This window comes from Corynebacterium urealyticum DSM 7109, assembly GCF_000069945.1.
In the GTDB taxonomy this organism is placed as follows: domain Bacteria; phylum Actinomycetota; class Actinomycetes; order Mycobacteriales; family Mycobacteriaceae; genus Corynebacterium; species Corynebacterium urealyticum.
Genome location: NC_010545.1, coordinates 1,168,184 through 1,191,379, shown reverse-complemented (window position 1 = coordinate 1,191,379; position 23,196 = coordinate 1,168,184). Strand labels below are relative to the sequence as shown.

At 65.4% G+C, this 23,196-nt stretch carries 20 protein-coding genes and 1 pseudogene; 8 read left to right on the top strand and 13 right to left on the bottom strand.

What is annotated here, in order from left to right; all coding sequences use genetic code 11:
• Positions 1 to 22 precede the first annotated feature (22 nt).
• The 3 genes from CU_RS05060 (at position 23) to CU_RS05050 (ending at position 3,173) form a co-directional block, all read left to right on the top strand.
• Positions 23 to 1,054 carry an ABC transporter ATP-binding protein gene (locus CU_RS05060; RefSeq protein ID WP_012360252.1) on the top strand — a complete coding sequence of 344 codons (1,032 nt, stop codon included), beginning with the start codon at positions 23 to 25 and terminating at the stop codon, positions 1,052 to 1,054.
• The gene (locus CU_RS05055) at positions 1,051 to 1,959 is read left to right on the top strand and encodes an ABC transporter permease (protein ID WP_012360251.1); all 909 of its coding nucleotides are present in this window, start codon (positions 1,051 to 1,053) and stop codon (positions 1,957 to 1,959) included. The genes CU_RS05060 and CU_RS05055 overlap by 4 nt, the downstream gene beginning before the upstream one ends.
• 140 nt (positions 1,960 to 2,099) lie before the next feature.
• Positions 2,100 to 3,173: a COX15/CtaA family protein gene (locus tag CU_RS05050; protein ID WP_012360250.1), complete on the top strand. Its 1,074-nt coding sequence runs from the start codon at positions 2,100 to 2,102 to the stop codon at positions 3,171 to 3,173.
• Positions 3,174 to 3,342: 169 nt separating this feature from the next.
• Here CU_RS05050 and CU_RS05045 read toward each other — a convergent pair whose 3' ends face one another.
• Together CU_RS05045 and CU_RS05040 are read right to left on the bottom strand one after the other, a co-directional pair.
• Positions 3,343 to 3,681 carry an SdpI family protein gene (locus CU_RS05045; RefSeq protein WP_012360249.1) on the bottom strand — a complete coding sequence of 113 codons (339 nt, stop codon included), beginning with the start codon at positions 3,679 to 3,681 and terminating at the stop codon, positions 3,343 to 3,345.
• Between the two features lie 92 nt (positions 3,682 to 3,773).
• Positions 3,774 to 4,700, bottom strand: coding sequence for a heme o synthase (locus CU_RS05040; RefSeq protein WP_187289753.1), 927 nt, complete (start codon positions 4,698 to 4,700; stop codon positions 3,774 to 3,776).
• 350 nt (positions 4,701 to 5,050) lie between these two features.
• On the opposite strand from CU_RS05040, the gene tkt reads away from it, so the two are divergent.
• The 5 genes from tkt (at position 5,051) to pgl (ending at position 11,867) form a co-directional block, all read left to right on the top strand.
• Positions 5,051 to 7,099, top strand: coding sequence for a transketolase (gene tkt / locus CU_RS05035; protein WP_173362349.1), 2,049 nt, complete (start codon positions 5,051 to 5,053; stop codon positions 7,097 to 7,099).
• A 101-nt stretch (positions 7,100 to 7,200) separates the two neighbouring features.
• Positions 7,201 to 8,313 carry a transaldolase gene (gene tal, locus CU_RS05030; RefSeq protein ID WP_012360246.1) on the top strand — a complete coding sequence of 371 codons (1,113 nt, stop codon included), beginning with the start codon at positions 7,201 to 7,203 and terminating at the stop codon, positions 8,311 to 8,313.
• A gap of 46 nt (positions 8,314 to 8,359) precedes the next feature.
• Positions 8,360 to 9,895 carry a glucose-6-phosphate dehydrogenase gene (zwf, locus tag CU_RS05025; protein ID WP_012360245.1) on the top strand — a complete coding sequence of 512 codons (1,536 nt, stop codon included), beginning with the start codon at positions 8,360 to 8,362 and terminating at the stop codon, positions 9,893 to 9,895.
• A gap of 44 nt (positions 9,896 to 9,939) precedes the next feature.
• Entirely contained in the window at positions 9,940 to 10,953 is a 1,014-nt protein-coding gene (locus tag CU_RS05020; RefSeq protein ID WP_012360244.1) for a glucose-6-phosphate dehydrogenase assembly protein OpcA, read from the top strand.
• Positions 10,954 to 10,997: 44 nt separating this feature from the next.
• Positions 10,998 to 11,867 (top strand): 6-phosphogluconolactonase, encoded by an 870-nt coding sequence (pgl, locus tag CU_RS05015; RefSeq protein WP_012360243.1) that lies wholly within the window; start codon positions 10,998 to 11,000, stop codon positions 11,865 to 11,867.
• A 129-nt stretch (positions 11,868 to 11,996) separates the two neighbouring features.
• On the opposite strand, the gene secG is transcribed toward pgl, so the two are convergent.
• The 11 genes and pseudogenes from secG to CU_RS04960 form a co-directional block, all read right to left on the bottom strand.
• Entirely contained in the window at positions 11,997 to 12,230 is a 234-nt protein-coding gene (secG, locus tag CU_RS05010) for a preprotein translocase subunit SecG (protein WP_012360242.1), read from the bottom strand.
• A 119-nt stretch (positions 12,231 to 12,349) separates the two neighbouring features.
• Positions 12,350 to 13,141, bottom strand: coding sequence for a triose-phosphate isomerase (tpiA, locus tag CU_RS05005; protein WP_012360241.1), 792 nt, complete (start codon positions 13,139 to 13,141; stop codon positions 12,350 to 12,352).
• Positions 13,142 to 13,238: 97 nt separating this feature from the next.
• Entirely contained in the window at positions 13,239 to 14,447 is a 1,209-nt protein-coding gene (locus CU_RS05000; protein ID WP_012360240.1) for a phosphoglycerate kinase, read from the bottom strand.
• Positions 14,448 to 14,557: 110 nt separating this feature from the next.
• Positions 14,558 to 15,583 carry a type I glyceraldehyde-3-phosphate dehydrogenase gene (gene gap, locus CU_RS04995; RefSeq protein WP_012360239.1) on the bottom strand — a complete coding sequence of 342 codons (1,026 nt, stop codon included), beginning with the start codon at positions 15,581 to 15,583 and terminating at the stop codon, positions 14,558 to 14,560.
• Positions 15,584 to 15,715: 132 nt separating this feature from the next.
• Entirely contained in the window at positions 15,716 to 16,702 is a 987-nt protein-coding gene (gene whiA / locus CU_RS04990) for a DNA-binding protein WhiA (protein WP_012360238.1), read from the bottom strand.
• Positions 16,703 to 16,767: 65 nt separating this feature from the next.
• Positions 16,768 to 17,805 (bottom strand): gluconeogenesis factor YvcK family protein, encoded by a 1,038-nt coding sequence (locus CU_RS04985; RefSeq protein WP_012360237.1) that lies wholly within the window; start codon positions 17,803 to 17,805, stop codon positions 16,768 to 16,770.
• An 87-nt stretch (positions 17,806 to 17,892) separates the two neighbouring features.
• Positions 17,893 to 18,778: pseudogene (gene rapZ, locus CU_RS04980) on the bottom strand (RNase adapter RapZ).
• 5 nt (positions 18,779 to 18,783) lie between these two features.
• The gene (gene uvrC / locus CU_RS04975) at positions 18,784 to 20,874 is read right to left on the bottom strand and encodes an excinuclease ABC subunit UvrC (protein ID WP_012360234.1); all 2,091 of its coding nucleotides are present in this window, start codon (positions 20,872 to 20,874) and stop codon (positions 18,784 to 18,786) included.
• Positions 20,875 to 20,877: 3 nt separating this feature from the next.
• A complete protein-coding gene (locus tag CU_RS04970; RefSeq protein WP_012360233.1) occupies positions 20,878 to 21,354 on the bottom strand; it encodes a PH domain-containing protein in 477 nt (158 codons plus the stop codon).
• Positions 21,355 to 21,405: 51 nt separating this feature from the next.
• Positions 21,406 to 21,888, bottom strand: a complete 483-nt coding sequence (gene ribH, locus CU_RS04965) for a 6,7-dimethyl-8-ribityllumazine synthase (RefSeq protein ID WP_012360232.1) — start codon at positions 21,886 to 21,888, stop codon at positions 21,406 to 21,408.
• Between the two features lies 1 nt (position 21,889).
• Positions 21,890 to 23,158: a bifunctional 3,4-dihydroxy-2-butanone-4-phosphate synthase/GTP cyclohydrolase II gene (locus CU_RS04960; protein WP_173362314.1), complete on the bottom strand. Its 1,269-nt coding sequence runs from the start codon at positions 23,156 to 23,158 to the stop codon at positions 21,890 to 21,892.
• Positions 23,159 to 23,196: the final 38 nt, after the last annotated feature.

Below are 23,196 nucleotides of genomic sequence, written 5' to 3'. Positions count from 1 at the left end.
GCTAGACTGAATAGCTGTGAAAATGCAGGACTCTTCGGCCCCCCAACTCCAACCACTGCTGCAGGTCACTGGCGCGGTGAAGAAGTTTGGCGCCCACACCGCCGTCGATGGGCTGGACTTCCAGGTCTACCCCGGCGAGATCGTGGCACTACTGGGCCCCAACGGTGCGGGCAAAACCACGACCATCGAGATGTGCGAGGGCTTCGCCCGCCCGGATGCCGGCGAGATCCGGCTGTTCGGCCTAGACCCCGCTAAGGAATCCGACGCCGTGCGTTCCCGCATTGGGGTGATGCTGCAGGGCGGCGGCGCCTACCCCGGCATCCGGGTCGGCGAGATGCTAAAGCTGGTTGCCAGCTACAGCGAGGACCCACTGGATACCGAGTGGCTGCTGGACATGGTGGGGCTCACCAAGCACCGCTCCACCACCTATCGGCGCCTGTCGGGTGGCCAACAGCAGCGTCTGGCGCTCGCCTGCGCCCTGGTGAACCGCCCGGAACTGGTCTTCCTCGATGAGCCCACCGCAGGGCTGGATGCACAGTCCCGTCACGCGGTATGGGATATCGTGCGCTCCATGCGTCGCGATGGCGTGGGCGTGGTCCTCACCACCCACCTGCTCGACGAGGCTGAGGCGCTCTCCGACCGGGTCGTCATCATCGACAAGGGCAAGGTTGTCGCCGCGGGTACCCCGAAGGAACTCACCTCCGAGCGCTCAGGTGGCGGAAGCGGGCATACCTTCCAGGTCAGTGTCGACGCCGACCTCGACCGGGATCACTTCCACCGTGCGCTCCTCGAGGTCAAGGCCGGTGCGGCCAAGGCAGCACAGGGGGCGCTGCTGGATGAGGCCAGCGGCGCGGCGTCGGCGCCATCCGTACGGGTGCGGGAGATCAAGCCACGCCAATTCGCCGTGGAGGGTATCCCTGCCACTCCCGACGGCGTCCTGATGCTCGCGCTCGCTGCCCGCGACTGCGCGACGATGATCACGAAGCTCGATAGCACTGAACAGACCTTGGAGGAAGTTTTCCTCTCGCTAACCGGATGGGAGATGCGTTCATGACTTCCACGAACAACCTAGGCGCCCAAGGTGGCCAGCCCGCCGGCATGCCGTCGGGGCAGGGTTCCGGTGCTCCCGCAGAGCAGGGTACCGAGACGGGGTCCGTGATGGAGGACGCGCCAGCAACCGGCGGCCGCTTCCCCGTCGGCACCTTTGAACCCGCCCCGAAGCAGGCGAGCTTTGTCCGCATGCTGCTGGCACAGACCAAGATCGAGTCCCTGCTCTTCCTGCGCCACGGCGAGCAGCAGCTGCTGTCCTTGATCATCCCGGTCGGCCTGCTGCTTGGGCTGGCCCTGGTACCGGTCGTCCCGCTGGATGATCCCGTGGCCAGCGCGTTCCCGATGGTGCTCGCAGTCGCGATTATGGGTGCGGGCTTCACCGGCCAGGCCATCGCCGTGGCCTTCGACCGGCGCTACGGGGCGCTCAAGCGAATCGGCGCGGCCGGGGTTCCCACCTCTGCCCTCATCGCCGGCAAGATCGCTGCGGTGTTGATCGTGGTCGCCATCCAAGTGCTGATCCTCACGGTCGTTGCGCTGCTGCTGGGGTGGTCACCACCGGGGCTTGGGTTGGTCATCGCAGTGATCTTCCTCATTCTGGGCGTGGGCTGCTTTACCTCGCTGGGCCTGCTGCTTGGGGGCACCTTGAGCTCCGAGATGGTGCTCGCGCTCGCGAACACCATTTGGTTTGTGCTGCTGGGCGCGGTTGGTTACTCCACCGTCGCCTCCGATCTGGGGCCCCAGGCCCAAACCCTGTTGCAGCTCATTCCATCCGTGGCGCTGGCCGCCGGGCTGGAAGAGTCCTTCGCCGGCGGGGTCGACTGGTTCGCCATCGTCGTCCTCGCGGTCTGGGCGATCGTGGGTGCGGCCGCCGCCCAGAAGCTCTTCTCCTTCACCATCAAGGGCGATTAGAGCAAGACTGCTTCTCACCGGCGGAACTGGCCTCAACGCCAAGTTTTATGTGTGCTTCTTCACAGCCTGGCGTGTTAGGCCTCGCCTAGCGCGCGCCCTTTAGCTTTGCTCCCTCACCACGACTAATCTTGAGTGCTGTGATGGATCCGATTAGCCAACAAGCAGCCCAAACGAACAACCCGTTGAGCCGGGCAATGCTGAAACTCTACGCAGCTATTTACCGCGCGGACCGCAAGGTCGGCCTGCCCCGCGAGGTGGACGCCGATGGCAACAAGGCCGTGAAGGTCCCGCGCCTCAAGACCCAGTGGGTGCTGACCCTTATCCTGCTGATCTGCCAGACGGGCATCACCTTCACCGGATCCCTCGTCCGCGTGACCGGCTCCGGCCTCGGCTGTGAGACCTGGCCACAGTGCCACCCAGGTTCCTTCGTTCCCGTTGCTGGCTCTGCGCCGTGGATCCACCAGATTATTGAGTTCGGCAATCGGCTGCTGACCTTCGTGCTGATTGCTGCGGCGCTCGCAGCCTTCATCGCTCTGCTGCGAGCAGGCCGGCGCTCCTCGATCCTCCACCTGTCCTTCATCCAGGGTCTGGGTATTATCGCCCAGGCCATCATCGGCGGCATCAGCGTGCGCCTGGATCTGGCGTGGTGGATCGTCGCCGCCCACTTCCTGCCTTCCATGCTGCTCGTCTTCCTGGCTGCGATTCTGCTCGTCAAGGTCACCGAGGACGACGACGCCCCCGTCAAACCTCAGATGCCCGCCGCCCTGCGCGTGCTCACCACGATGAGCGCCGTGGCACTGGCCTTCACCCTGATCACGGGTGTACTCGTCACGAGTGCGGGCCCGCACGCCGGTGACGAGGCCATCAAGCCGGAGCACCGACTGCAGGTGAGCCTCGAATCCATCGCCCATATCCACGCCCACGCCATGTACCTCTACCTGGGCCTGACGATCGGCCTGATCGCCGCCCTCATCGCCGTAGTGGCCGCGCCACGCGTGCGGAAGGCCGCCGCCTGGATGTGCGCCGGCATCCTCTTCCAGGGCGTGGTGGGCATCATCCAGTTCTGGCTGGGCGTGCCCCGCTGGACTGTCCCGGTCCACGTCATCGGATCCGGTCTGGTCACCCTGGCCACCGGCTACCTGTGGGCGCTGCGCTACCAGAAGACCCACGAGGAACAGAGCGAAACGGTGAGCCACGCCGTCCAGGGAGACTAAACGGCTTTCCAACCCGGCGCATAGGACACACTCAAGCGCCGGGCAAACGCCCCCAAAAACCTTCCAGGAGCCGCAACATATCGACGCGGCCCGTGACGCGCACAAGCCCGGGTGGACCGTTGTTTTCCAACGGCTCGGCCCGGGCTTTTCACCACGACGGGGGCGAGACCTATTCGCTGATGGCTGTATGCGCCTTGCGTACTGCGAGCATCACCAGCACAAACGTGATCCCCGCAGTTGGCAGAGTTGCGTAGCCAATCTGCTCGTCACTGGCGAAGATGAAGAAGATCCCACCGAGGATCATCGGCACGCTGCTGGCTTTGAGATAGCCCGCAGCAGCCTTATGCCCCGTCAGCCAGGCCTCATCGCTGGAAAGCGTCTTGTGGGTCCTGATTCCGATCCAGTCGTTGCGGGGCAGAGTTTCTGATCCGCCCTTCACCCCAACCCACAGCAATACGGCGCCCCCGGCCAGGTAAGAAGTCACCATGATGATGGAAAAGAGCGGCATCGGTACTCCTCTTCGCTAACAAAAAAATAACGGCCGCAGCCTCCCGGATGCGGCCTGCAGATCGGGGCGATTCCCCGGGTTGGCTCTCCACCTTAGTTGCCGAGCATCTGCCAAATGGTGTCCCAGCCAATAACGGCGTCGACCGAAAGGGCAACGAAGAGCAGGGAAAGGTAGTTATTCGACAGGAAGAACAGCTTCATCGGCTTGACCGGCGTGCCCTCCTTGACCCCGCGGTGCAGGCCGTGGGCGCGGAAGATGAACCAGGCGCCGGAGGCCAGAGCCGCGACGGCGTAGATCCAACCCGCGGCGGGGACCAGAAGCAGCGAGGTGATGACCGTAGCCCAGGTGTACCAGAGGATCTGGCGGGTGACCTCCAGCGGCGGCTTGACCACCGGCATCATGGGTACGCCCGCGGCCTTGTAGTCCTCGCGGTAGCGCATGCCCAGCGCCCAGGTGTGGGGCGGAGTCCAGAAGAAGATCACCATGAACAGGATGATCGCCTGAATCCAGGAGCTCCAGCCGGCGTTGAAGGCACCGCCGTTGTTATCCGTCACAGCTGCCCAGCCGACCATGACGGGCATGCAGCCGGCGGCCCCACCCCAGATGACGTTCTGCCAAGTGCGGCGCTTCAACCACTTGGAGTAGACGTAGACGTAGAACCAGATGGTCAGCAGGATGAACGCGGCAGACAGCGGAGAGTGCACGAGGAAGGTCAGCCACAGCACACTGGCGATCATCAGCACCCAGGCGAAGATCTTTGCGTGCTCGACCGGAACCGTGTCCTTGGCCAGCGGGCGGCGGCGCGTGCGGCGCATCAACTGGTCGATATCATAGTCGACGACCATGTTGAAGGTATTAGCGGAGGCTGCGCCCATCCAGCCACCGATGAGGGTGAGGATGATCAGGCCGAGCTCAATCTCACCGCGATTGGCCTGGAGCATCGCCGGGATCGTCGCGACGAGGAGCAACTCGATGACCCGGGGCTTCGTCAACGCTAGATAAGCCTTGACCGCATCCAAGATTCCATTCACGAAGCCTTCTGCCTCCACTTCTCCACGTCTTATCCGCCTATACGCTACCCGAGCGCATTCTGTGGGCGAAACTGCGCCGATACCGCGAGTCGCCAGATTGAAAGCCGGATTGGGGATGATTCATCAAGCCCTCTTGAGTAGTCGAAAATGACCGCTAAAAAGTTCCGGCTGCCCCAAGAACGCAGAGTTTCGCCCTGGCCGGTAGATTGAATATGCATAGTCAAGCCTCGCCCGCGCGTCCGCGGTGGCGAGAGCTACAACCCGAGTACGTCACACCCCGAGGAAGGCCCAAGTTCGTGTCTTATAATCCGAATCTCCCTGCCGAGCTCCAAGCATTGATGGTCCGCAACTTCCCGGCGGACTGGTCTGAGAAGGACACCCGGGCGGTTGACCTCGCCCGCGTGCTTGCCGCCGACGCCGTGGAGAAGTGCGGTTCGGGCCACCCGGGCACCGCGATGAGCCTCGCGCCCCTGGCCTACACGCTCTACCAGCGCGTGCTGCGCCACAACCCGAAGAACCCGACTTGGGTTGGTCGCGACCGTTTCGTCCTCTCCTGTGGCCACTCTTCGCTCACCCAGTACATCCAGCTGTACTTGGGTGGTTTCGGCCTGGAACTCGAGGACATCAAGCAGCTGCGCCAGTGGGGCTCCCTGACCCCGGGCCACCCGGAGGTCGGCCACACCGACGGCGTGGAGATCACCACCGGCCCGCTCGGCCAGGGCCTGGCTTCCGCCGTGGGCATGGCGATGGCCGCCCGCCGCGAGAAGGCGCTCTTCGACCCGAACGCCGGCGACGGCGAGTCCCCGTTCGACCACTTCGTCTACGTCATCGCCTCCGACGGCGACGTCCAGGAGGGCATCACTGCCGAGGCGGGCTCCCTGGCCGGTACCCAGGAGCTGGGCAACCTCATCGTCTTCTGGGACGATAACGGCATCTCCATCGAGGACGACACCACCATCGCCTTCACCGAGGACGTCGCCGCCCGCTACGAGGCATACGGCTGGCAGGTCCTGGAGGTCACCGGCGAGGACGTCGAGGGCATCCTCGACGCCGTGGAGCGCGCGAAGCAGGAGAAGAACAAGCCGACTTTCATCCGCATGCGCAGCGTCATCGCCTACGGCGCGCCGACCGCGGTGAATACCGGCGCCTCCCACGGTGCGGCCCTGGGTGCCGAGGAGATCTCCGGGGTCAAGAAGAACCTCGGCTTCCCGGACAAACCCTTCCCGGTCGAAGAAGAGATCATCGAGCACACCCGCCAGCTGATCGAGCGCGGCGAGGCGGCGGAGGCCGAGTGGCGCAAGAGCTTCGACGCCTGGGCTGAGGCTAACCCAGAAAACAAGGCCCTGTTCGACCGCCTCTTCTCCGGTGAGCTGCCGGAAGGATTCGACGCCGAGCTGCCGAGCTACGAGGCCGGCGAGTCCGTCGCTACCCGCAAGGCCTCCGGCGCTGCACTGCAGGCCCTGGCGAAGAAGATGCCGGAGCTGTGGGGCGGCTCCGCCGACCTGGCTGGCTCCAACAACACCCTCATCAATGGTGAGGACTCCTTCGGCCCGAGCAGTATCTCCACCTCCACCTTCACCACCTCCCCGACCGGTCGAAACCTACACTTCGGCATCCGGGAGCACGCGATGGGCGCGATCATCAACGGCATCGCCCTGCACGGCCCGACCCGCCCTTACGGCGCGACCTTCCTGCAGTTCTCCGATTACATGCGCGCTTCCGTCCGCCTGGCCGCGCTGATGAGCACGGATAGCTACTTCGTGTGGACGCATGACTCCATCGGCCTGGGCGAGGACGGTCCGACCCACCAGCCGATCGAGCACTTGGCTGCGCTGCGCGCAATCCCGAACCTCGCTGTGATCCGCCCGGCGGATGCCAACGAGACCTCCGCCGCATGGGCGGAAGCCCTCGAGGCTCCGGCTGCACCGAAGGCCATGATCCTCACCCGCCAGAACGTCCCGGTCCTGGAGGGCACCAAGGAGAAGGCCCGCGAGGGCGTGCGCCGCGGTGGCTACATCCTCCGCGAATCCTCCACCGAGACCCCGCAGGTCATCCTCATCGGCACCGGCTCCGAGGTGCAGCTGGCAGTAGCAGCGGCCGAGGCTCTGGAAGCCGAGGGCATCGGCACCCGCGTCGTCTCCATGCCGGTCGTCGAGTGGTTCAAGGCCCAGGATCAGGCCTACCGTGACGAGGTTCTGCCGCCGTCCGTGACCGCCCGCGTCTCTGTCGAGGCGGGCATCGCGATGCCGTGGCACGAGTTCACCGGCTTTGGTGGACGCAACATCTCCATCGAGCACTTCGGTGCCTCGGCGGACTACCAGCGCCTCTACCAGGAGTACGGCATCACGGCAGAGGCTGTCGCCGACGCCGCCCGCGAGCTCGTCTAACCTGCTCTTTTTCGACTCGCTCCCCTGGCCTTTTTTGGCGGGTTTTCTCCCCGGGGGAGCAAAGTCGAAACCATCGCCTGCCAGCAGTAGGCTGGTGAGCGATGAACACTCCAAGCAATATCCAGAAACTCGCCTCCGCTGGCACCTCCGTCTGGCTCGACGACCTGTCCCGACCACGTCTGACCAGCGGTGAGCTCGCCTCCCTCATCGATACCAAGGGCATCGTGGGAGTGACGACCAACCCAGCCATCTTCGCGGCCGCCATGTCCCAGAGGGATGCTTATGACGAGCAACTGCATCAGCTCGCAGCCGCCGGCATCGCCGCTGACGAGGCGGTCTTCGCCATGGCGGTCAAGGACGTGCAGGATGCCTGCGACGTTCTGGCGGGCGTCCACGAGCAGACCGGCGGAGTCGACGGCTGGGTCTCCCTCGAGGTTGACCCTCGCCTCGCCCACGACGCCGCCGGGACGGTCGCGCAGGCCAAGGAGCTGGCCGCTCAGGTTAACCGCGCGAACCTGATGATCAAGATCCCCGCGACCACCGAGTGCCTGCCCGCGATCAGCGAGGTGCTGGCCGCAGGCATCAGCGTCAACGTCACCCTGATCTTCAGCGTGGAACGCTACGAGCAGGTCATGGAAGCCTTCATCGAGGGCATCGCTGCCGCCGAGAAGGCGGGCCAGGACATCAGCAAGATCCACTCTGTTGCCTCCTTCTTCGTCTCCCGCGTGGACAGCGACATCGATCCGCAGCTGGCTGAGAAGGGTGCGGAGGCCGCAGCGCTGCAGGGCAAGGCGGCACTCGCCAACGCCCGCCTGGCCTACGCTTCCTACCTCGACAAGCTGGCCAATAACCCCCGCTGGCAGGAGTTTGTTGGCCGCGGGGCGAACACCCAGCGCCCGCTGTGGGCGTCCACCTCCGTGAAGAACCCGCAGTACCCGGACACCCTCTACGTCACCGAGCTCGCGGGCCCCAACACCGTCAACACGATGCCTGAGGCCACCCTCGACGCGACGATTGACCACGGCGAGACCACCGGCGACCAGCTGAGCGGGCGGGCCAGCGAGTCCCTCGAGGTCTTCTCCGCGCTCACCAGCGCCGGGATCGACCTGCCGGAGGTCTGGCAGCGCCTGGAAACCGAGGGCGTGCAGAAATTCGAGCAAGCCTGGAACGAGCTCCTCGCGACCCTGCGCGAGCAGCTCGCGAAGGCCAAGTAGTTTTTCCGCCACGAGTACTGCCAATCGGAAAGGGGATCGCTTCGACGTGGGCGCATCACAGGAGAACCTGAACAACCCGCTGCGCAATCCGCAGGATAAGCGCCTCCCGCGCATCGCCGGCCCCGGCGGCTTGGTAATCTTCGGGGTTACCGGTGACCTGGCGCGCAAGAAGCTGCTGCCCGCGATCTACGACCTCGCCAACCGCGGCCTGCTGCCCCCGGGCTTCTCCCTGGTGGGCTACGGGCGACGCGCGTGGAGCAAGGCGGAGTTCGAAGCCCAGGTTCTGGAGAGCGTGAAGGCGGGAGCCCGCACCCCGTGGCGTAACGCGGTCTGGGACCGGCTCGCCGAAGGCATCGAGTTCGTCCAGGGCGACTTCTCCGATGACGCCGCTTTCGACAAGCTCGCTGCCGTCACCGCCCGGCTCGACGAGCAGCGCGGCACGTCCGGGAACTGGGCCTTCTACCTCTCCGTTCCGCCACAGCACTTTTCCAGCGTGATCCACCAGCTGCAGCGCTCCGGAATGGCCCGCAGCGAAAACGGCTGGCGCCGCGTGGTCATCGAGAAGCCCTTCGGCCACGACGAGGCCTCCGCGAAGGAGCTCAATGATGTGGTCAACGAGGTCTTCCCCGAGTCCGATGTCTTCCGCATCGACCACTACCTGGGTAAGGAGACGGTGCAGAACATCCTGGCGCTGCGCTTCGCCAACCAGCTTTTCGACCCGCTGTTTAACTCCCACTACATCGACCACGTGCAGATCACGATGGCCGAGGACATCGGGCTCGGGGGGCGCGCAGGCTACTACGACGGCATCGGTGCCGCCCGGGATGTGCTGCAAAACCACCTGCTGCAGCTGCTCGCCCTCATCGCGATGGAGGAACCCGTAGCCTTCAACCCCGCAGAGCTGCAGAGCGAAAAGATCAAGGTGCTGCGCGCCACCCGCCCCGTCGGCCCCTTCGCGAAAACCACCGCACGGGGCCAGTACACCGCGGGCTGGCAGGGCAGCGTTCCGGTGTGTGGCCTGCGGGAGGAGGAGGGCTTCGACCCGGAGTCCACCACCGAGACCTTTGCGGCGGCCACCTTCGAGATCTCCTCCCGCCGCTGGGCGGGCGTGCCCTTCTACCTGCGCACCGGCAAGCGCCTGGGCCGCCGGGTCACGGAGATCGCGCTGGTGTTTAAGAAGGCCCCGCACCTGCCCTTCGTGGACGGCCAGACCACCGCCCAGGGCAGCAATATGCTGGTCATCCGCGTTCAGCCCGAGGAGGGCGTGCTCATGCGCTTCGGCTCCAAGGTGCCTGGCTCCGGGATGGAGGTCCGCGATGTGAACATGGACTTCTCCTACTCCGAGTCCTTCACCGAGGAATCCCCCGAGGCCTACGAGCGCCTGATCCTGGATGCCTTCCTCGACGAGGCGAGCCTCTTCCCCACCAACGAAGAAGTCGAGCTCTCCTGGCGCATCCTGGACCCCATCCTGAAGTCCTGGGAAAGCCACGGTACTCCAGAAGACTACCCAGCCGGCACGTGGGGTCCACCGGGAGCAGACGAACTCATGTCCCGCAGCGGCCGCCAGTGGCGCCGCCCATAAGCCCGCTTCCCCACCATTCAAGCGAGAGAAGGAAGAGTTCAGGCATGATCATCACGCTTCCGAACACCAGCACCCGTGAGGTGACCCAGCGGCTCAACAAGGCCCGCGAGGAACGCGGTGAGGTCGCGTCTGGCCGCGTGCTCACCGTGGTCGTCAGCTCGACCGCAGCAACCCCGCTGGAGTCAATCCTGGTGCCGGTCACCGACGCCGCCCGCGAGCACCCCGCCCGTGTGATCATCCTGCAGGAGGCCGACGGACCCAGCGATGAACCGCGTTTGGACGCGCAGATCCACCTAGGCGGCAAGGCCGGTGCCTCCGAGATCATCGTGCTGAGCCTGCACGGTGGCTTGACCGAGCACGAGGACTCCATCGTCCGCCCGCTGCTGCTCCCGGACACCCCGATCGTCGTCTGGTGGCCGGGAGATGCGCCCCGGAACCCCGCCGCCGACCCACTTGGCGTGCTAGCGGATCGCCGCATCACGGATGTCAACGCGGAGACCACCACCCGCAGCATTTACCGCCGACGTACCACCTACTCCCGCGGGGATTCCGACCTCGGGTGGAGCCGCATCACCCTGTGGCGGGCGCTGCTGGCATCCACGCTGGACCAGCCGCCCTTCGAGCCGGTGGAGTCCGCTGAGGTTACCGGGCCCGCCGACGACGCCGCCGTAGACCTGGCAGCGGGTTGGCTCGCCGACCAGCTGGGGGTTCCGGTGAAGCGGATCAATTCCGACGCCCCGGTCCCTCCCGTCGACGCCGCTGGACACGAGACCGTCCCGGTCCAGAAAACGGTCCTGAAGCGGAAGGGCGCGGACATCACCGTCGCTGCTCAGGACGCCCACACCGCCGAGGTCACCGTCGGGACGCGACGTTCCCTGGTGGCCCTGGCTCCCCGCGATCTGGGCGACTGCCTCGCCGAGGAGCTGCGCCACCTGGATTCCGACTACGCTTTCGGGCGGGCCCTCCGTGGACTGGTTCGGGTTAATCGCCCCCGCCGCAGCGGCGAGACGGTCACCCGCATCGTCGAGGACCTGGAGAGCCTCGAGTCCCAGCGTTAAGCACTTCTTCCCCACCCAGTTGTGGCTGAACACAAGGAGAAAGCATGACCGCAGATAACCGTGCAGAACACAGCACCATCGACGGCACCGTGAGCGACGGTGGCGTCACCATCATCCAGAATGCTGACCAACGAGGCCTGGCTGCTGCTGCGGCACGGGATCTCGTGCGCACGGTCACGAAGGTCCAACGCGAACAGTCCGGCGTCCACGGCGATGGGGTTGCACGCGTCGTTCTCACCGGCGGGGGTGCCGGTATCCAGACGCTCCGCGAGCTCGCGGTGCTGGACCACGCCGCCACGACCGCTGCGGAGGACTTCCCTATCGACGCCATCGACTGGTCCCGGGTGCTGGTCTTCTTTGGCGACGAGCGTTTCGTGCCAGCGGATGACCCGGAACGCAACGAGAAGCAGGCGCGCGACGCGCTGCTGAACCATGTCGCGATTCCGGCAGAAAACATCGTCAGCTACCTCGCCCCCACCGGTGCCGCTCCGCATGATGGGGCGGAGCTGGATGAAGCGGCACGAGACTACGAGGAGAAGCTGGCCCGCCTGGCCCCGGAAGGCTTCGATATCCACCTGCTTGGGATGGGGCCAGAGGGACACATCAACTCCCTATTCCCCCACACCCCTGAGCTGCTGGAGGCCACCGGTGACGTGGTGGCAGTGCGTGACTGCCCCAAGCCCCCGCCGGAGCGGGTCAGCCTCACGATCAACGCGGTGAACCGGGCGGCCCAGGTGTGGCTCCTAGTCGCTGGGGCCGAGAAGGCCGAGGCCGCCCAGCAGGTAGCGGGCGGCGGCAACGGGGCGCAGTGGCCGGGCGCGATCGTGGCCGGCGTGGAGCGCACCGTACTGTGGGTCGATGAGGCCGCCTCCCCGTGGCTCGCCAATGGCACTGCCTATGACACGGCTGATTAAGGCAGCAAAAAACTAGATAGAGTTAGCACGAAGCCCCGCTCGGCAGTACCGCCGAGCGGGGCTTAAAACTACCCGAGCGTCGCTAGCGCTATGCAGCGGCGCTCGTTGCTTGCTGGTTGCGAGGACAGATTAGCCGTAGTGCAGCGCCAGGTTCAGCGCGATGATGCACAGCAGCCACACCACACCGGTGCCGACGGTGAGCCGGTCCAGGTTCTTCTCGGCGACCGTGGAGCCGGAGAGGTTGGTCTGCATACCGCCGCCGAAGAGGCTGGACAGGCCGCCACCCTTGCCCTTGTGCAGCAGCACGGACAGCCCCAGCAGCAGGCTGGTGATGACAAGGAGAATCTGGAGAGTGAGGATCAAAGCCTTAACCTTTAAAAACTTCTCGCTGAAGAATCTAACTAACAGAACAAATCTACCCAGCTAGGCGGGCGACGGGCAATTCGGCGCGCCGCCCGCCAGGCAGGAAAGTTGCCTAACGCCTAGCTGACGGATGCCGCGACGAGGCGGGCGAATTCCGCGCCGTCGAGGCTCGCGCCGCCGACCAGGCCGCCGTCGATGTCCGGCTGGGCCATCAGCTCGCCGATGGACTCCCGCTTAACGGAGCCGCCGTACAGGACACGGACGCCAGCGGCGACGTCCTCCCCTCCCAGCTCAGCGAGCGCCTCGCGGACCGCGGCGCAGACCTCCTGCGCATCCGCGGCGGAGGCGACCTTGCCGGTGCCGATGGCCCAGACGGGCTCGTAGGCGAGCACGATCTTGGAGAGCTCCTCCCCACCGAGGCCGGAAAGCGACGCCTGGAGCTGGTCGACGACGTAGCCCACGTGCTCGCCCGCCTCACGAACCTCCAGCGGCTCGCCGACGCAGACGATCGGGGTCAGACTATGCTTGAGCGCGGCACGCGCCTTCGCAGCGACCGTCGCATCGTCCTCACCGTGGTACTGACGGCGCTCAGAGTGACCGACAACCGCGAAGCTGCAACCCAGCTTCGCGAGCATCGCACCGGAGACCTCACCGGTGTACGCACCGGAGTCGTGGGCAGAGACGTCCTGGGCGCCATAGCTGATCTGCAGCTTGTCACCCTCGACGATCGTCTGCACGGAGCGGATGTCGGTGAACGGTGGCAGAATCGCGACGTCGACTCGCTCGTAGTACTCCTTCGGCAGAGCGAAGGAAAACTTCTGCACCACCTGGATCGCCTCAAGGTGGTTGAGGTTCATCTTCCAATTGCCCGCGATCAGGGGCTTGCGCTTGACGGCGCTGTGAGCTGCCACTCAAGAATCCTTTCTGTGACTTCCCCGCCCCGTGCCTCGGGTGCGGGAAAAACGGCGGGTTGCGGCCCGGCACCTCGGACTAACCCGGTATCTCGGACTAACCCAGTACCTCGACGCCCGGCAGGGTCTTGCCCTCCAGGAACTCCAGGGAGGCGCCACCGCCGGTGGAAATGTGGCTGAAGCCCTTCTCATCCAGCCCCAGGGTGCGCACAGCGGCAGCGGAATCTCCGCCACCGACCACGGAGAAGGCGCCGGCGTCGGTGGCCTTGATGATGGCCTCAGCCACCGCCTTGGTTCCGGCGGCGAACGCCGGGAACTCGAAGACACCCATCGGGCCATTCCAGAAGACGGTCTTCGCCTCGCCGAGCACCGCAGCGAACGCGTCCGCGGACTCCGGGCCGATATCCAGGCCCATCCAGCCTGACGGGATCTCGGACAGGCCCACGGCCTTGTGCTCGGCGTCCTTGGAGAAGTTTTCTGCTGCGACGACGTCCGTCGGCAGGACGATGACGTCGCCGTAGCGCTCCAGCAGGTCTTTGCAGGTGTCGATCATGTCTTCCTGCAGCAGGGAGCCGCCGACGTCGTGGCCCTGGGCGGCCAGGAAGGTAAAGCACATGCCACCGCCGATGATGAGACGGTCGACCTTCGGTGCCAGCGCCTCGATCACGCCCAGCTTGTCGGAGACCTTGGAGCCTCCCAGCACGACCGCGTACGGCGCCTCCGGGGCGCCCGAGACCTTCTCAAGAACCTCGAGCTCCGCGGAGACCAGGCCACCGGCGTAGCTCGGCAGCTTCTTGGCCACGTCGTAGACACTGGCCTGCTCGCGATGAACCACGCCGAAGCCATCGGAGACGAAGGCGCCGTTATCGGCGGTGAGCTCGGCCAGCTCCGCGGCGAACTCCGCGCGCTCGCTGGCGTCCTTAGAGGTCTCGCGGGGGTCGAAGCGGACGTTCTCCAGCAGCAGGATGTCGCCGTCGTCCAGGCCATTGGCGCGCTCGTGGGCGTCCTCCCCCGTCACGTCGCCAGCCAGCGGCACCCACTGGTCCAGACGCTCGGCGAGCGCCTCGGCGACTGGTGCCAGGGACAGCTCCGGGTCGACCTCGCCCTTGGGACGGCCCAGGTGGGCGGCGACGATGACGCGAGCCCCCTCGTCCAACAGGGCCCGCAGCGTCGGGATGGACGCGTCGATACGGCCCGGGTCGGTGATCTCCCCGTCAGCCAGCGGAACATTCAGGTCCGAACGAACCAGCACGTGGCGGCCTTCCACGCCTTCGGCCAGAAGGTCCTTGAGGGTCTTTACTGCCATGAAACTCGACATCCTTTGAAAGAAGCTTGAGGGAAAGTTTTCTGCTCGCACCCACGCTCAGCGGCCGGAAGCCACCGGGCGTGCGCGATAAGTAACCGCTGCGATTCTACCTAGAGGCGGGCGCCGATATAGTCAGCCAGGTCCGCGAGTCGGCAGGAGTATCCCCACTCGTTGTCGTACCAGGAGACAACCTTGACCTGAGAGCCGATAACCTTCGTCAGCTCCGAATCGAAGATCGTGGAGTGCGGGTCACCGATGATGTCGGTGGAGACGTAGGGCTCCCCGTTGGAGTACAGTGCGATGCCCGCCAGCGGCCCCTCCGCAGCATTGCGCAGGGCGTTGTTGACGGCCTCGACGGTCACCGGCTTGCTGGCCTCGAAGGTGAGGTCAACCAGGGATCCGTTGATGACCGGCACGCGCACGGCATAGCCATCCAGCTTGCCTTCCAGCTCCGGCAGCACCAGTCCGACGGCGCGGGCAGCACCGGTGGAGGTCGGGACGATGTTCTGGGTGGCGGCGCGAGCACGGCGCAGGTCCTTGTGCGGGGCGTCGTGGATGCGCTGGTCACCGGTGTAGGCGTGCACGGTGGTCATCAGGCCACGCTCGATGCCGAAGGCGTCGTTCATGACCTTGGCCAGCGGTGCGAGGCAGTTCGTGGTGCAGGAAGCGTTGGAGACGACGGTGTGCTTCTCCGGGTCGTAGTCCTCGTGGTTGACGCCCATGACGAGGGTGGCGTCGACCTCCTTGCCTGGTGCCGAGAGCAGAACCTTCTTCACGCCGGTCTCGAGGTGGCCGTGAGCCTTCTCGTTCTTCGTGAACTGGCCGGTGCACTCGACGACAATGTCCACGCCAGCCTCGGACCACGGAATGGACGCCGGGTCTGGCTCCGCAAAGGTGCGGATCGTCTCCTCACCGATGCGCAGCGAGTGCTCAGAATGCAGCACCGGCTCGCCGAGGCGCCCCATGACGGAGTCGTACTTCAGCAGGTTGGCCAGGGTGGCGTTGTCGGTCAGGTCGTTGATCGCGACGATGTTGAGGTGGGGGTGCATCTCGCGCACCGCGCGGAAGAAGCTGCGCCCCACACGGCCGAAGCCGTTGATGCCGATGTTGATCTTCTTCTGGTTACTCGTTGGCATGGTTATTGCCACTGTCCTTTCGCTTCTTCGACCCCGCGGGTCCGGTGCCTGCGGGTATCTCTAGCCGCCTGCGGCAAGGTTATTGGTCGTGGTTGATGGGTTTTTGAGGCTTCCAGTTCCCGATCTTAGGGATTATTCGACGTCCTGGAAGAGATCCTCGGTCACCGCGGCGTGGGTGTCCGGGATGTCCAGCTCCTCGGCTCGCTTATCCGCCATCGAAAGCAGGCGGCGGATGCGGCCGGCTACCGCGTCCTTCGTCATCGGTGGTGACGCCAGCTGACCAAGCTCCTCCAGGGAGGCCTGCCGGTGCTTGACGCGCAGCTGGCCTGCTTCCGCGAGGTGGGTGGGAACGTCCTCGCCGAGGATTTCCAGCGCCCGGTCTGCCCTGGCCGCAGCGGCGACCGCGGCGCGGGCAGAGCGGCGTAGGTTCGCATCGTCGAAGTTGGCCAGGCGGTTGGCTGTGGCACGAACCTCCCGGCGCATGCGGCGCTCCTCCCAGACCAGACGGGTGGCCTGCGCTCCCATGAGGGTTAGCAGCGCGCTGATCGATTCGGCGTCCTTGACCACCACGCGGTGGACGCCACGGGTTTCGCGGGTTTTCGCGGTCACCCCGATCCGACGCCCCGCGCCCACGAGGGCGAGTGCCGCCTCATTGCTGGGGGTTGCGACCTCGAGCGCACAGCTGCGCCCGGGTTCGGTGAGGGTGCCGCGCGCCAGGAACGCACCACGCCAGGCTGCCACACACGCGGACTTTGGGCCGCCGATGATGGTCCGCGGCAGCCCCTGCACAGGGCGACCCGCACGGTCGATCAGGCCGGTACGGCGGGCGATCTCCGTGCCGCCCTTGATCCACTTGACGATGTAGCGCGCGCTCTTGCGCAGGTTGCCCGCGCCGATGATCTGTAGCTGGGCCTCGTGGTGGTAGAGCTGCTCGACGAATTCCATCAAGCGCCGCGCCGTCGCGGAACTGTCCACCTCGGACTCCACCACGATCTGGCCGGCGACCAGATGCAGCGCACCGCTATAGCGCAGCAGTGCGGCCACTTCGGCGTTCATGTCCTCGGCGCGAACGACGCTGACGCGGGCGATCTCGTCCTTCACATCGGCGGTGAGAGCCACGGCTTGCTTACCTCTTTCCTCTACTCATTGTCTTAGAACCGGGTGCTTCATGCGTTCCGGCGGTGCTACCCTGCGCGATGCTTCGCGGCGATATCTGCTAGGGCGGCAGCCAGTTTCTTGGGCTTGTGGCGGTCGGTCCAGCGCCCCCGGTTATCGTCCTCTCGAACGTCCGCGCAGATCAGCTCGGCGCCCATGGACGCCGCCGCGCGTTCGATGTGGGTGCCCAACGTCCCGCCAGGCATGGTGGACTGGTCGATGAGCATGTAGTCCACGTTCAGGTCCCGGGCGTGCTGGTGCAGCATGTGCACATGATGCTCCTGGGAGAAACCGGCTGTCTCCCCGGCTTCTGCCACCAGGTTCAGAACCACCACGGTCGGGGCCTCCGATTCGTTGAGGGCCTCAACGATCCCCGGCACCAGCAAGTGCGGGATCACCGAGGAGAACCACGACCCGGGGCCGAGGGTGATGAGGTCGGCGTCCTTAATCGCGGCCACGGCCGGTGCGGCGGCAGGCGGGTTGGCTGGGTGAACACGCACCCGGCGCACCTCGCCGATCGTCGTGGCCACGGCCACCTGGCCACGCACCTGCACGCTTTCTCGGGGGTCCTTCGCCAACCCCAACACATCCGCCTCCAAGTCCAGAGGCTCGGTACTCATCGGCAGCACTCGGCCGCGGACCCCCAGCATTTTCGCGAGGGTATCCAGGGCGGCGATGTCGTCGCCCAAGACCTGGGAGATCCCGGTGATGAGGAAGTTTCCTACCGCGTGCCCGTTGAGCGCGCCCTGCCCGCCGAAGCGATGCTGAATGACCTCCTCCCAGAAGCGTCCCTCATCGCTGTCCTGGGTCAATGCTGCCAGCGCCATGCGCAGATCCCCCGGGGGCAGGCAATCCAGTTCTCGGCGCATACGTCCCGAGGAACCGCCGTCGTCAGCGACGGTCACGACGGCGGTGACGTGATCCGCGATGGTTCGGCCTGCGCGCAGGGTGGCGAAAAGACCGTGGCCACCGCCGAGCGATACGAGACGCTGGAGGGGCTTATCACCCGCCTCCGCAGCGGGTGGAGTGGTCGGGCTACCGACCTCGGGGCGATCGTTATGAGACATGAGATGCAACTTCCCAATGAGCAGTGTGCGCTCCCCACACGACGGGGAACGAAGGGATGAAGGAAATGTTCAGTGCGTCGTCGGCCATCAGCCGCGTTCCAGATCGCGGTGTCTGGTACGAACCTCCACTCCCCGCTCCCGCAACCTGGCGGAGACCTCCTCGGTCACCGCGACGGAACGGTGGTGACCACCGGTGCAGCCGACCCCGATGCTTAGGAAGCCCTTCCCCTCTCGGTGGAAACCCGGCAGCATGGCCATCAGCATCGACTCGAAGGAGTCTAGGAAACCCGGGGCGTCCTGCTGGCTCAATACGTAATCGGACACCGGCTTATCTATTCCCCGCAGTCCCCGGAGCTCAGAAACCCAGTAGGGATTCGGCAAGAAGCGAACGTCCATGAGGATATCCACGTCCCTGGGAGCCCCGTGCTTAAAAACCGAAGGACTGCAGAACCACCCGGGTACTGTCGCCACCCGCGTCGGAGAACTTCATCTCGAGGATGCGGCGCAGGTCGTGGATGCTCGTGCTGGAGGTGTCGACCACGATGTCGGCCTCCTGTTTGATCCCACTAAGCATCTCCCGCTCGCGGTCAATGCCATTCTGCAAGGAGTCGCCGTCCTGCAGCGGGTGAGAGCGACGCACCTCGTCGAAGCGGGAGATCAGCGACTCATCCGAAGCTTCAAGGAAGAGCACGGTGGGCTTGCGCCCGGAGTCGACCAGCTTGTCCAGAACCCCCGTGAGACTGCCGGCGAAGGATCGAGAGCGCACGTCCGTGACAATCGCCAGCTTCTCCACCGGGGATTCCGCGTCAAAGCTGAGCTCCACCATCCGCACGATCAGCTCCGGTGGGAGGTTATCCGTGACGTACCAGCCCATCTCCTCAAGCACGGCTGCGGCGGTGCGACGACCGGCACCGGACATGCCTGTAACGAGGATTAACGAGGGTCCCTTCTTCGACGAGGTCATGCTGCCCATAGTAGCTACCCCGCTGGCTTAGTGGGGCGGGCCTGCACCGCCTCATGCACCTTCTTAGCCAGCGCGGGGCCAAAACCAGGTACCTCGGCGATCTCCTCGACAGTGGCGGCACGTACCTTCGCCACGGATCCGAAGTGTTTCACCAGCTCCTGGCGGCGTTTCGGCCCCAGCCCCGGCACCTCATCCAAGACGGAAGCGCGCATCCGCTTGCTGCGCTGCTGACGGTGGAAATTGATCGCGAAGCGGTGCGCCTCATCGCGGATGTGCTGCACGAGATAGAGGGCGTCGGAATCGCGCGGAATGATCACCGGGTACGGGTCCTCGGGCAGCCACAATTCCTCCAGTCGCTTAGCGATGCCCACGAGGGTGACGTCGTTGACCCCCAATTCGTCTAGTACCTTTTGCGCGGCGTTGACCTGTGGCGGGCCACCGTCCACGATGAAAAGCTGCGGTGGGTAGGCGAAGGCGCGCTTCGGCTCCTCAGTCTTGGCCTGCTCCAGTTCCTCTTCTCCTTCGAGTCGGTCGCCGGCGTCATCACCAGTCGGGACGGCGGTGATGTCCTCCTTGTGCCGCAAGAAACGACGACGGACGACCTCGGCGATGGAGGCGACGTCGTCGGAATGTCCGTCGCCCGCGGCATCCCGGATCTTATAGCGGCGGTAATCCGCCTTCTTCGGCAGGCCGTCTTCGAAAACGACGAGGCTTGCGACGACGTCCGTGCCCTGGATGTGCGAGATATCCGTGCACTCAATGCGCAGGGGTGACTCGTCCATCCAGAGGGCCTCCTGCAGGTCTCGAAGGGCCGCGGAGCGAGCGGTGATGTCCCCGGAGCGCTTCAGCTTATGTTGTGCCAGCGCCTGAGTGGCATTAGTGTGCGCGTTGCTCAACAGGGCCTTCTTATCGCCACGCTGCGGGACCCGGATGGTGACCTTGGAGCCGCGCAATTCGCTGAGCCACGCGCCGAGACGTGCGTTGCCGGCGGGCAGCTCGGGCACGAGCACCTCGCGGGGAACGGGAGAGACCTGCACATCCCCCACCAAACCGCCGAGCTCCGCGGCCGAGGCCGGGTTAATGGCGGTGGCCAGGCCGACATCCACATGCGAGCTTGCGGCGCCACCAACCGCCGTCTCCGTCGCGGCGACCAGCTCGGCCTCCCCGCCGTAGAACTGGGTGATGAACTGTCCGATCATCTCCGCGCGGGACTCGTCCGAATGCTCCACCACCCAGCCGCGCTGGCCGTGGATACGACCGCCGCGGACGTGAAAGATCTGGATCGCCGCTTCCAGCTCGTCTTGCTCGATGGCGAGGACATCGGCATCCGTGGCGTCGGAGAACACGACCGCCTGCTTCTCCATTGCCTTCTCCATGGCCTGCAGTTGATCACGCAGGCTCGCGGCACGCTCGAAGTCCAGGTTCTCGGCGGCCTCCTCCATCTCGCCACGCACCCGGCGCAGCACGGGCTCGGTGTTGCCTGCCAAAAAGCTACTGAATTGGTCGACGAGGCTCCGGTGCTCGGCCTCGGTTACTTTGCCGACACAGGGGGCGGAACAACGGTCGATATAGCCGAGGAGGCAGGGCCTGCCAAGGGCTTCGTGGCGGCGAAATACTCCAGGCGCACAGGTGCGAATGGGAAAGACCCGGGTCAGGGATTCCAAGGTCTCTCGGATCGCCCAAGCTTTCGGATAGGGCCCGAAGTAGCGCACGCCCTTGCGACGCGGCCCACGGTAGAGATAAGCGCGCGGGAAGCGATCCTTCACGCTGATGGCCAGCATCGGGTACGTCTTATCGTCCCGGTACATGACGTTGAAGCGCGGGTTGAAGCGCTTAATCCACGTGTACTCGAGGTTGAGGGCCTCAAATTCGCTGCCCACGACGGTCCACTGCACCCGGTTGGCGGTCTGCACCATGGTGCGGGTGCGTGGATGGAGCTGACTGAAGTCTTGGAAATAATTGGACAGACGGGCACGGAGGTTTTTGGCCTTGCCTACGTAGATGACGCGGTCGTGCTTATCGCGGAAAGTGTAGACCCCCGGCTGTGTGGGGATGGTGCCGGGGGCGGGCCGATAGTCGACGGTGTTCGGGGTGCGTTCCGCCACCGGCTAGTCCTCCGGCATGTAGCGGTCCTCAAGCAGGCGGAACCGCTCGACGTTCGCGGCGATGGTCTCCTTGTCGTAGATGTTCAGCGCCATCATCGGCACGAACTCGAAATCCGGGAGCTCCAGCCGCGCCATCTTCGCCTTGGCCGGGAAGGAAAGGCCGTGGATGATCTGCCAGGGGTAGAACTGGGCGTTGGCGATGTTGCGCACCTCGACCCCGCGCTCATCAATGCGAACACGGGGGCGCAGCAGGAACAGGCACACACCGGAGAACAGCAGGCCGATACCGATGAAGGACCACTGGTCCGCCGAGGTCAGCGTCACGCCGGTGTCGCCGATCCCCACGATGAAGGCCATGAAAATGTGGATGATCATGATGACGACGACGCCGATGATCGCGATCCGCTTCAGGAAGGGCGAACGGGCCTCAAAGAGCCACTGCCCCTCGGCCGATGCTGCCTGCGACACTGGATTACTCATCTGTGAAACTCGACCGCTCTCCTCGCTCGTACTGCCACAATGTATCGGCTACTACCCTACCGCCGCGATCTGACGGAGAACCAATGCGGCGTGGATTGCCGCGGTTGCCGAGTCCGCGCCCTTGTTTTCCTTGGCCTCCGGCCCGCCAGCGCGGTCGACGGCCTGCTGGTGGTTGGCCACGGTGAGCACACCGTTGCCGATCGGCACGCCCGTATCCAGGCTAACGCGGGTCAGTCCGTAGGTAACGGCATCGCAGACCACACGGAAGTGCTCGGTCTCGCCTTCGATGACGCAGCCGGTGGCGATCACGGCGTCGAAGTTCTTGCAGGCCGCGGCCACGACGACCGGCAGCTCCAGTGCGCCTGCCACCCGCCAGTCTTCGACGCTGGCGCCGAGCTCGCGGGCCGCGCCGATAGCCTCGGCGTGGAGCTTATCGGTGATCTCGGCGTTCCACTGGGCACTGATGACGGCGACGCGCAGCCCTTCGGCTGCACCGGGGTCCAGGTTGATCTGCGGGATACCTTCTGCTGGCATGTTAGTTCTCCTTCGCGTCAGCGTCGGTTGCCGGTGCAACGTTGAGGTTGTCGAGCTGGTGGCCCATCTTGTCCCGCTTGGTTTGCAGGTAGCGAGCGTTGTCCTTGGTAGCCGGCGGCTGCACTGGGATGCGGCCGGTGACGGACACCCCGAAGTTCTCGAGGCTCTGCTTCTTCGCCGGATTATTGGAGATCAGGTGGACGCTTTCGATCCCGAGTTCCTTGATGATCGATGCGGCCGCGCTGTACTCGCGGGCGTCGGCTGGCAGGCCCAGGGCGGTGTTCGCTTCCACGGTGTCCAGGCCCTCGTCCTGGAGGACGTAGGCGCGCAGCTTCGGAACCAGCCCGATCCCGCGGCCTTCCTGGTTGCGCAGGTAAATGACGACGCCGTGGCCCTCGTCCTGGACAGCCTCCATGGCGGCATGGAGCTGTTCGCCGCAGTCGCAACGCAGGGAGCCGAAGACGTCGCCGGTGAGGCACTCGGAGTGCACGCGGACCGGTACGTCCTTCTGGCCGGTGACGTCCCCGTGGACGAGCGCGACGTGCTCGGTGCCGTCGATGAGGCTGGTGTAGCCCACCGCGCGGAACTCGCCGCGGGTCGTTGGCAGCCGGGCCTCGGTGCTGCGCTCCACGGTCTGCTCGGTGGCGCGGCGGTACTCGATGAGTTGCTCGATGGAGACCATGCGTAGTCCGTGCTCGTCGGCGAAGCGGCGCAGCTCCGGGCCACGGGCCATGTCAGTGGGGTCGTCCTCGGAGACGATTTCACAGAGAACGCCGACGGGTGCCTGGCCGGCCAGTCGGGACAGGTCTACGGAGGATTCAGTGTGGCCATCGCGGGCGAGCACGCCACCGCGGCGGGCGCGCAGGGGGACGATGTGGCCCGGCCGGGTGAAGGCCTCGGGGCCAAAGCTCTCGTCGGCCAGGCGGGTGATGGTTTCGCAGCGGCTGCGGGCGGAAATACCGGTGGAACCCGTGGCCGCATCCACGGTGACGGTGTAGGCGGTCGAGCGGGCATCCTCGTTGCGGGCGACCATCGGCGGCAGGTTGAGCGCGTCGGCGCGCTCATCCTCCATGGCAACGCAGATGTAACCAGAGGTGTAGCGCACCATGAAGGCCACGAGCTCTGGGGTTGCCAGATCCGCAGCGAAGATCAGGTCGCCTTCGTTTTCGCGGTCCTCATCATCGACGACGACCACCGCTTTGCCAGCGGCAATATCGGCGATGGCGGATTCGACGGAATCCAGGACTAGCGAGTCTCGTTCAGCGGTCATAGCTTCTTTCCAACGATGCCACCCTCGCCCGGTCGGGG

Excerpts from the sequence above, each read along its gene's own strand:
- CU_RS05060 (WP_012360252.1), top strand. The coding sequence starts at position 23 with ATGCAGGACTCTTCGGCCCCCCAACTCCAACCACTGCTGCAGGTCACT.
- CU_RS05055 (WP_012360251.1), top strand. The coding sequence starts at position 1,051 with ATGACTTCCACGAACAACCTAGGCGCCCAAGGTGGCCAGCCCGCCGGC.
- CU_RS05050 (WP_012360250.1), top strand. The coding sequence starts at position 2,100 with ATGGATCCGATTAGCCAACAAGCAGCCCAAACGAACAACCCGTTGAGC.
- CU_RS05045 (WP_012360249.1), bottom strand. The coding sequence starts at position 3,681 with ATGCCGCTCTTTTCCATCATCATGGTGACTTCTTACCTGGCCGGGGGC.
- tkt (WP_173362349.1), top strand. The coding sequence starts at position 5,051 with ATGGTCCGCAACTTCCCGGCGGACTGGTCTGAGAAGGACACCCGGGCG.
- tal (WP_012360246.1), top strand. The coding sequence starts at position 7,201 with ATGAACACTCCAAGCAATATCCAGAAACTCGCCTCCGCTGGCACCTCC.
- CU_RS05020 (WP_012360244.1), top strand. The coding sequence starts at position 9,940 with ATGATCATCACGCTTCCGAACACCAGCACCCGTGAGGTGACCCAGCGG.
- pgl (WP_012360243.1), top strand. The coding sequence starts at position 10,998 with ATGACCGCAGATAACCGTGCAGAACACAGCACCATCGACGGCACCGTG.
- CU_RS05000 (WP_012360240.1), bottom strand. The coding sequence starts at position 14,447 with ATGGCAGTAAAGACCCTCAAGGACCTTCTGGCCGAAGGCGTGGAAGGC.
- gap (WP_012360239.1), bottom strand. The coding sequence starts at position 15,583 with ATGCCAACGAGTAACCAGAAGAAGATCAACATCGGCATCAACGGCTTC.
- CU_RS04985 (WP_012360237.1), bottom strand. The coding sequence starts at position 17,805 with ATGTCTCATAACGATCGCCCCGAGGTCGGTAGCCCGACCACTCCACCC.
- CU_RS04970 (WP_012360233.1), bottom strand. The coding sequence starts at position 21,354 with ATGAGTAATCCAGTGTCGCAGGCAGCATCGGCCGAGGGGCAGTGGCTC.
- ribH (WP_012360232.1), bottom strand. The coding sequence starts at position 21,888 with ATGCCAGCAGAAGGTATCCCGCAGATCAACCTGGACCCCGGTGCAGCC.
- CU_RS04960 (WP_173362314.1), bottom strand. The coding sequence starts at position 23,158 with ATGACCGCTGAACGAGACTCGCTAGTCCTGGATTCCGTCGAATCCGCC.